At 59.5% G+C, this 7021-nt stretch carries 8 protein-coding genes; all 8 read left to right on the top strand.

From position 1 onward, the window contains the following. Window positions 1-457: 457 nt before the first annotated feature. Window positions 458-595, top strand: coding sequence for a 50S ribosomal protein L34 (gene rpmH, locus ACSKT0_RS24020; protein WP_011776797.1), 138 nt, complete (start codon window positions 458-460; stop codon window positions 593-595). Window positions 596-635: 40 nt separating this feature from the next. Then, on the top strand, window positions 636-1043 hold the full coding sequence (gene rnpA / locus ACSKT0_RS24015; protein ID WP_236813924.1) for a ribonuclease P protein component: 408 nt from the start codon (window positions 636-638) through the stop codon (window positions 1041-1043). Continuing rightward, window positions 1036-1434, top strand: a complete 399-nt coding sequence (gene yidD, locus ACSKT0_RS24010; RefSeq protein ID WP_390281490.1) for a membrane protein insertion efficiency factor YidD — start codon at window positions 1036-1038, stop codon at window positions 1432-1434. Before rnpA ends, yidD begins: the two co-directional genes overlap by 8 nt. A gap of 17 nt (window positions 1435-1451) precedes the next feature. After that, window positions 1452-2429: a membrane protein insertase YidC gene (gene yidC / locus ACSKT0_RS24005; protein ID WP_345448258.1), complete on the top strand. Its 978-nt coding sequence runs from the start codon at window positions 1452-1454 to the stop codon at window positions 2427-2429. Next, a complete protein-coding gene (locus tag ACSKT0_RS24000; RefSeq protein ID WP_437771959.1) occupies window positions 2429-3004 on the top strand; it encodes a protein jag in 576 nt (191 codons plus the stop codon). The genes yidC and ACSKT0_RS24000 overlap by 1 nt, the downstream gene beginning before the upstream one ends. A gap of 6 nt (window positions 3005-3010) precedes the next feature. Next, a complete protein-coding gene (gene rsmG, locus ACSKT0_RS23995) occupies window positions 3011-3661 on the top strand; it encodes a 16S rRNA (guanine(527)-N(7))-methyltransferase RsmG (RefSeq protein WP_345448256.1) in 651 nt (216 codons plus the stop codon). Window positions 3662-3747: 86 nt separating this feature from the next. Further along, window positions 3748-4803 carry a ParA family protein gene (locus ACSKT0_RS23990; RefSeq protein ID WP_437771958.1) on the top strand — a complete coding sequence of 352 codons (1056 nt, stop codon included), beginning with the start codon at window positions 3748-3750 and terminating at the stop codon, window positions 4801-4803. 67 nt (window positions 4804-4870) lie between these two features. Continuing rightward, entirely contained in the window at window positions 4871-6043 is a 1173-nt protein-coding gene (locus ACSKT0_RS23985; RefSeq protein WP_437771957.1) for a ParB/RepB/Spo0J family partition protein, read from the top strand. Window positions 6044-7021: the final 978 nt, after the last annotated feature.

The raw sequence follows: 7021 nt of genomic DNA, 5'->3' as shown, positions 1-7021 counted from the left end.
CAATTGGTTCCCTCGAGTGCTTGCTTGCCTGGATTGCGGCAGCCGAAGGTCCAAACCATGAGTGGATTCCGAACCGAATCCACAGGGTTATGCACAGTCCGTGGATAATCGGCTACTGAGACACTCTAGGGGATGAAAACTCCAGAAGATAGCTGGGAAGAAGCTTGTGGATAATTACACCGTTGTGGTTCTGAAACGAGGTCTGTGAGCCACTTCATCCACAGGCTGGCGGGGGTAGTTAGCCACAGCTGGGGATAACGGGCGCTGCAGCCCCCGGTTTGACCTGGGGGGTCTTTTTGCCCTAACGTTGTGAAGTCCTATGTGTCCGCTTTTTGACCACCCGCACCTCCGGTAAATCCGGCGTTGGGCGGCGGCGGATACTCAATAAACTTAGCGTCGGCCAGTTCTTCCCCTTTTGATCGGGTGGGCGCACCTTTGATCCACTGGAGTAACTAACGTGAGCAAGCGGACTTTTCAGCCGAATAACCGCCGTCGGGCCAAGAAGCATGGCTTCCGCCTTCGTATGCGCACCCGTGCCGGCCGTGCCATCCTGGCCGCCCGTCGTGGCAAGGGCCGCGTCGAACTGTCGGCCTAAATAACTGACTCGTCGGTCAGCCTTCCAAGCGAGTCAATAGGTGCTAGCCACCCGTAATCGTCTGCGGACTTCTACCGACTTTTCAACAACTGTACGTTCCGGCGTCCGCAATGGACGCCGGAACTTAGTGTTATATACGGCACCTATCGGTGCCGGAGAACCGAGCCGCATCGGCTTCATCGTTTCCAAAGCTGTCGGGAACGCTGTGACCAGGAACCTCGTTAAGAGGAGACTGAGAGAAGCAGGTGCTTTGTCTTTGAAAGGACATGGCACGGGTCTTGCTGTCGTGGTCCGGGCGCTGCCCGCGGCCGCAACAGCGAGCTGGGACCAGCTGCTGACGGATTACAACGCCGCCTTGGCGGCAACTACGAAACGGCTCGGCGGATCCTCTCCGCGGGTTGTTTCGCCCACCCAGGGCACCACAACGGAAGGGACACCGCGTGCATGAGCTGAGCTCCGCCGTCGTCCGCTTCTTTAGAGTCTCGCCGAGGATCCTCGGGACATTTCTGTGGGAGCTGCCGCGCAACGTCCTCATCATCTTGCTGAAGACGTATCGCAGGATCATCTCTCCCTTGTACGGCCAGGTGTGCCGGTTCTTCCCATCCTGCTCGGCGTATGCCCTCGAAGCGGTGACGGTGCATGGTGCCGTCAAGGGAAGTTGGCTCGCAGTGCGGCGCCTTGCGCGTTGCCACCCCTGGAACGCCGGCGGCGTGGACCACGTCCCCGCCGGACATCGTCACTGGCCCGAAGGCCAGACGCCCACAATTGTTGTACTGAACAACCCGGACCAGTTCCTGGCTGTGTGGTCTGATGAAGACGGTCGCCGCACAGCGGCCTGAGGAAATAGGGAAAACGTATGGACATCTTTGGAACAATTCTGGCCCCGTTCAAGTGGCTAGTGTCCGCGATCATGCTGGGGTTCCACGACGGGCTGAGTTTCATCGGCCTGCCGCCGGAGAACGGCTGGACCTGGACGCTGTCCATCATCGGCTTGGTGCTGGTGATCCGTGCCGCACTGATCCCTGTCTTCGTCAAGCAAATCAAGGCCCAGCGGGGCATGCAGCTGCTTCAGCCTGATCTGAAGAAGATGCAGGCGAAGTACAAGGGCAAGACGGACCAGCTCTCCCGCCAGGCGATGGCGCAGGAACAGATGGCGCTGTATAAGAAGCACGGCACCAACCCGTTCTCGGCGTGTTTGCCCATGCTGATCCAGATGCCGTTCTTCTTCGCGCTGTTCCAGGTGCTTTCCGGTATCACCCAGGCCCGCCAGAGCGGTATCGGCATCGGCGCCCTGAGCCACGACCAGGTGGTGCAGTTCGACGAATCCAGCATCTTCGGCGCACCGCTCTCGGCTTCCTTGCTCCACGGCGGTGGTCTCCCCGGATCCGATCAGACGATCGTGTGGGTTCTGTCGATCGTGATGATCCTGGCCATGACGGCGTCGCAGTTCATCACGCAGAAGCAGATCATGGCCAAGAACATGTCCGAAGAGGCGATGGCCAGCCCGTTCATGCGCCAGCAGAAGATGATGCTCTACATCCTGCCGCTCGTCTTCGGTGTGGGTGGCATCAACTTCCCCATTGGTGTGCTCATCTACTGGACCACGACCAACTTGTGGACCATGGGCCAGCAGTTCTTTGTCATCCGCCGCATGCCGACGCCGGGATCCCCCGCAGCGAAGGCGCTTGCCGAGCGTCGCGCCGCCAAGGGCTTGCCGTCCCACCCCCTTCTGGGCGGTAAGAAGGACGCAGACGTCGCTGCCGAAGTGGCCGCCGTCGAGGTCAAGGCCCAGCAGCGCATCCAGCCACAACGTAAGAACAGGAAGAAGAAGTAATGTCTGTTGAAAGCACCGAAGAGGCAACGGCCGCTGCCGCCGAGGAACTGGCAGAAGCCACAGAAGAAACTTCCGAAGAAGGCGCTGCTGAAGGTAAGGGCACTTCCGTGAGCCGCCTCGAGGAAGAGGGCGACGTCGCCGCAGACTACCTTGAGGAACTCCTCGACATTGCCGACATCGACGGCGATATCGACATCGAGATCCGCAATGGACGCACCTACATCTCCATCGCGGCTGAAGACGACTCTGAGGGGCTTGAGAGCCTGGTAGGCCGCGACGGTGAAGTGCTCGAAGCCCTTCAGGAACTCGCTCGCCTGTCCGTGCTGTCGGCGACCGAGAACCGCTCGCGCCTGGTGCTCGACATCAACGGTTACCGCAAGGAACGTGCCGGCGATCTGCAGCAGATTGCGGAAGACGCCGTCGCAAAGGTCAAGGAGACCGGTGCCTCCGTTGCACTGGCACCGATGAGCGCCTACGAACGCAAGATTGTGCACGACGCTGTCGCGGACCTCGGCTTTGTATCCGAGTCTGAGGGCGAAGGCGCCGGCCGCCACATTGTGGTTTCGGCCGACTAACGGATCATGGTTGAAATCACGGCAGCCGAACTGCAGGCGGCAGAAAAGATTTTCGGTGACCGGCTTGGTCTCGCCCAGCGGTATGTAGAGCATTTGGCGACGTCAGGAACCGAGCGCGGGTTGATTGGCCCGCGCGAGGTTCCCCGCCTGTGGAGCCGGCACGTTCTCAACTGCGCGGTCATCGAGTCGGTGATTGCCCACGGAAGCCACGTTGCAGACGTTGGTTCCGGCGCGGGGCTTCCCGGCTTGTGCTTGGCTATTGCACGTCCCGACCTTGAACTCACATTGATTGAACCACTGGAGCGACGCGTCATTTGGCTTCAGGAAGTAGTGGACGACCTCGGGCTGGGCAATGTCACGGTCATGCGCACCCGGGCAGAGCTCGCAGTGGGGATGGTCGACGCGGACGTTGTCACGGCCAGGGCTGTCTCCGCCCTCACCAAGCTGGCTGGCTTGACCATTCCCTTGCTCAGCGGCAAGGGTGAAGTGGTTGCGATCAAGGGCCGCAGTGCTGCCGAAGAGATTGAGCAAGCAGCAAAAGTCATCCGCAGGCTCGGCGGCGTGGAAACGTCCGTCGTGGTTTGCGGGCAGGAGCTCCTGGAAGAACCCACCACAGTGGTGAGGATCGTCGTTAACAAACAGCGGAAGATCGCTTAGCTTCGGCGCTGTGTCCCGCGTGTCCGCAACTGAGCGGTTAAGCTAGAGAACGGCAGCTAGAGCCGAATGAGAGTGAGAGTGTGACAGTGGGCAGTAGCGAAACCTCCACCCAGCGGATCCCGCCATTTATTTCCTTGGGGTCGGCTCGGGCCATGGCTGCACCCTCGGCGTCCTTTGAGTCTGCGCTGATGCGAACCAATTCGGTTGCGAACGCCGCTGTTTCACGTGAAACTTTGATCGTCGGACACGACAACGTCATGGACTCCATCGACGACTCCAGCCCCATTGCGCGCCAGCTCGCCAACGAGACCCGACGCCGCGAGCGGTTGGTGGGACGCGAGCTTCCCAAGCCGGAAAAGACCCGTATTTTTACCGTGTCCAATCAAAAAGGCGGCGTCGGAAAGACCACCACGACTGTCAATATTGCGGCCGCCTTGGCTTCCGCGGGACTCAATGTCCTGGTGATCGACATCGATCCCCAAGGAAACGCGTCCACCGCTCTTGGTATTGAACACCACGCCGACGTCGACAGTATCTACGATGTGCTGATCAACGACCTTCCACTGCGTGACGTTGTGGCACCTTGCCCCGATATTCCCAATCTCATCTGCGCGCCGGCCACCATTCACCTCGCGGGCGCTGAGATTGAACTGGTCTCCCTCGTGGCACGCGAGCAGCGCCTGCGCCGCGCAATCGATGTGTATTCGAAGGAACGCGCGAAGAACGGTGAAGGTCGCTTGGACTTCATCTTCATCGACTGCCCGCCCAGCTTGGGCCTGCTGACCGTCAACGCATTCTGCGCGGCAAGCGAGGTACTCATCCCGATCCAATGTGAGTACTACGCATTGGAAGGCCTGAGCCAGCTCCTCAAGAACATCGAAATGATTCAGAAGCACCTCAATGCTGATCTGGTTGTTTCCACCATTCTCCTCACCATGTACGACGGCCGCACGAATCTCGCCGCACAGGTGGCTTCCGAGGTCCGTCAACATTTCCCGGACCAGGTCCTCGGCGCCGTGGTTCCCCGCTCCGTGCGCATCTCGGAAGCTCCGAGCTACCAACAGACGGTAATGACCTACGATCCCTCATCCAGCGGCGCGTTGTCCTACATGGAAGCCGCCGCGGAAATCGCCGAGCGCTAGACTTCCTTAATCACTGCAATATCCTTGGCGGGCTCTATTCTTGCCATTCCACCGGAGGGACATACTAATGAGCGAAAAGCGACGAGGCCTGGGTAGGGGTCTTGGGGCTCTCATTCCCAGCTCCGCTTCGGCCGGTGCATCGGGCAATGGCGTTCCGACTTCCCGGCCTGTGGACCTTTTCTTCCCTGAGGCGCGCAAAGCCCCGGAGACGGTGGACACGCCCGAGGTTCCTGAAACCGAAGTAGCGAAGAGCTCCCCCTCGCGGGGATCTTCGTCCGAGAGCACGACGGCGGCAAAGACTCCTGCGGCGAAGTCGCCCGCCGCGAATGTCAGCTTTCGTGAAGAACCGACCGCGTCTGAGCCCGCTGACGTTGTTTCTGAGTCGCTTCGCGCGGAAGCGCCCGAGGTTCAGCTAGTCGAAGTTCCCGGGGCGCGTTTTGCCGAAATCCCCGTCGGGGACATTCATCCCAACCGCAAGCAACCGCGTAGCGTCTTCGATGAGGACGACATGGCGGAGCTGGTTCATTCCGTCAAGGAAATAGGTGTCCTCCAGCCAATTGTTGTACGCACTTCAACCGAAAAGGGTGGAGAACCGTACGAACTGGTGATGGGTGAACGGCGCTGGAGGGCTGTACAGGCCGCCGGGCTCGAAACTATCCCGGCGATTGTCCGCGATACCAATGATGACGACCTCCTCCGCGATGCTTTGCTGGAGAACCTCCATCGCAGCCAACTGAACCCCCTGGAAGAAGCGGCTGCCTACCAGCAGCTCCTGGAGGACTTCGGTACCACCCATGAACAGTTGGCCGACCGGATCGGACGTTCGCGGCCGCAGGTGTCCAACACTCTTCGTCTTCTGAAACTTCCTCCGCTGGTGCAGCGACGGGTTGCTGCCAGCGTGCTGTCGGCCGGCCACGCTCGTGCATTGCTGGCTCTCCCGGACGCGGCTGCGATGGAGCGTCTCGCGCAGAAGATTGTTTCCGAAGGAATGTCCGTTCGTGCCACTGAGGAAGCGGTGGCGTTATACCAGGATCCTACGGTGCCGCCGAAGAACAGTATTCCGCGCCCCAATGCTCGCCACGAGCGCCTCGACTACCTTGCGTCGTCTCTTTCCGATCGACTGGACACCAACGTGAAGATCACCTTGGGTGCACGAAAGGGTCGAGTCAGCATTGAGTTTGCCAGTGTTGAAGATTTGAACCGCATCATGGATGTTCTTTCCCCCGGGGATGAAGGCTAGGCGTTTAATTTCTACGAGATTGGAGTTTGCTTCTAGCGAGGCAGGCTCCATTTTCATTTAATGATTGCTCTTGGCTCGTAGGAACCCAGTTGTCCCTATAACCACCTTGATCGCTCAGGGAGTCTGCCGGGTGAGGGCTCCCAGGGTTGGCAGGGGTTTTGGCAATCTGCGATCGCCTGCTTGTACGGTTCGTGTGGTCCGGTTGAGGCCACTCTCCCATGGTTGGAGGGGCGGCAGAACTGGGGCGATCGACGCATTGCTGAGCTATTAGTGTGTTTCACGTGAAACGGCCGGGCGTATTTAGGGGTGGTTGGAATATGCCGGCCTAGAAGACGACTTCGATCCCCTGGACGTCGGACTCTGTCGGCCAGTTTCCTTTGCGAGTACAGGTCTTCGCGTTTCACGTGAAACAACAGGGCTCGCTCTTTTCAATGGATCTTCGCCGGTATCTCCTACGCACTTCGGGATCTCGCTCGATTCTTCCTCGTCGACGCAGTAGTCAGGCGTCCTTGGCTGGTCCGGTTCTAGGCATCCGGAATAGTTCCACACCCCACTTCTGTGCCTTACCGCGGAAGGATAATTTTGAGGGCAAGATCTGGAGAGCGCCCAATTCGCTAATCTCGCCCGCACAGCTCAAGACGTTGCTCACCAAGTTCAGCCAATATTTGCGCGACGGTCCAAGGATGTTGGCATATGAAGTCAGTGCCTCCTATGTGCAATGAGGTACCGGATGTTTCACGTGAAACAATTGCCCGGCTGACCAGGGACCGACGAGCGCAGTTCGGATAGCGCGGGGGCGCGTGAGTCAGGCCGCCAGTCAGTCGGGGCCGGACTCTCCCGGCGGTCTGTTTCACGTGAAACAGACCGCTCCGGCCTGGTCCGGGATCAGTTCAATGGCAAGTACACGCTAATTGGTAGTTCACTCGCAGTACGACCCGAATGACTAACGACGCGGGTCAACGAGAGGGCCCGGAGGTT

This window comes from Arthrobacter sp. KNU40, assembly GCF_051515115.1.
Classification (GTDB): domain Bacteria; phylum Actinomycetota; class Actinomycetes; order Actinomycetales; family Micrococcaceae; genus Arthrobacter.
This window is presented reverse-complemented; position numbering and strand designations above follow the sequence as displayed.

Coding starts and splice junctions, on each gene's coding strand:
- yidC (WP_345448258.1), top strand. CDS start 1,452: ATGGACATCTTTGGAACAATTCTGGCCCCGTTCAAGTGGCTAGTGTCC.
- ACSKT0_RS24000 (WP_437771959.1), top strand. CDS start 2,429: ATGTCTGTTGAAAGCACCGAAGAGGCAACGGCCGCTGCCGCCGAGGAA.
- rsmG (WP_345448256.1), top strand. CDS start 3,011: ATGGTTGAAATCACGGCAGCCGAACTGCAGGCGGCAGAAAAGATTTTC.
- ACSKT0_RS23985 (WP_437771957.1), top strand. CDS start 4,871: ATGAGCGAAAAGCGACGAGGCCTGGGTAGGGGTCTTGGGGCTCTCATT.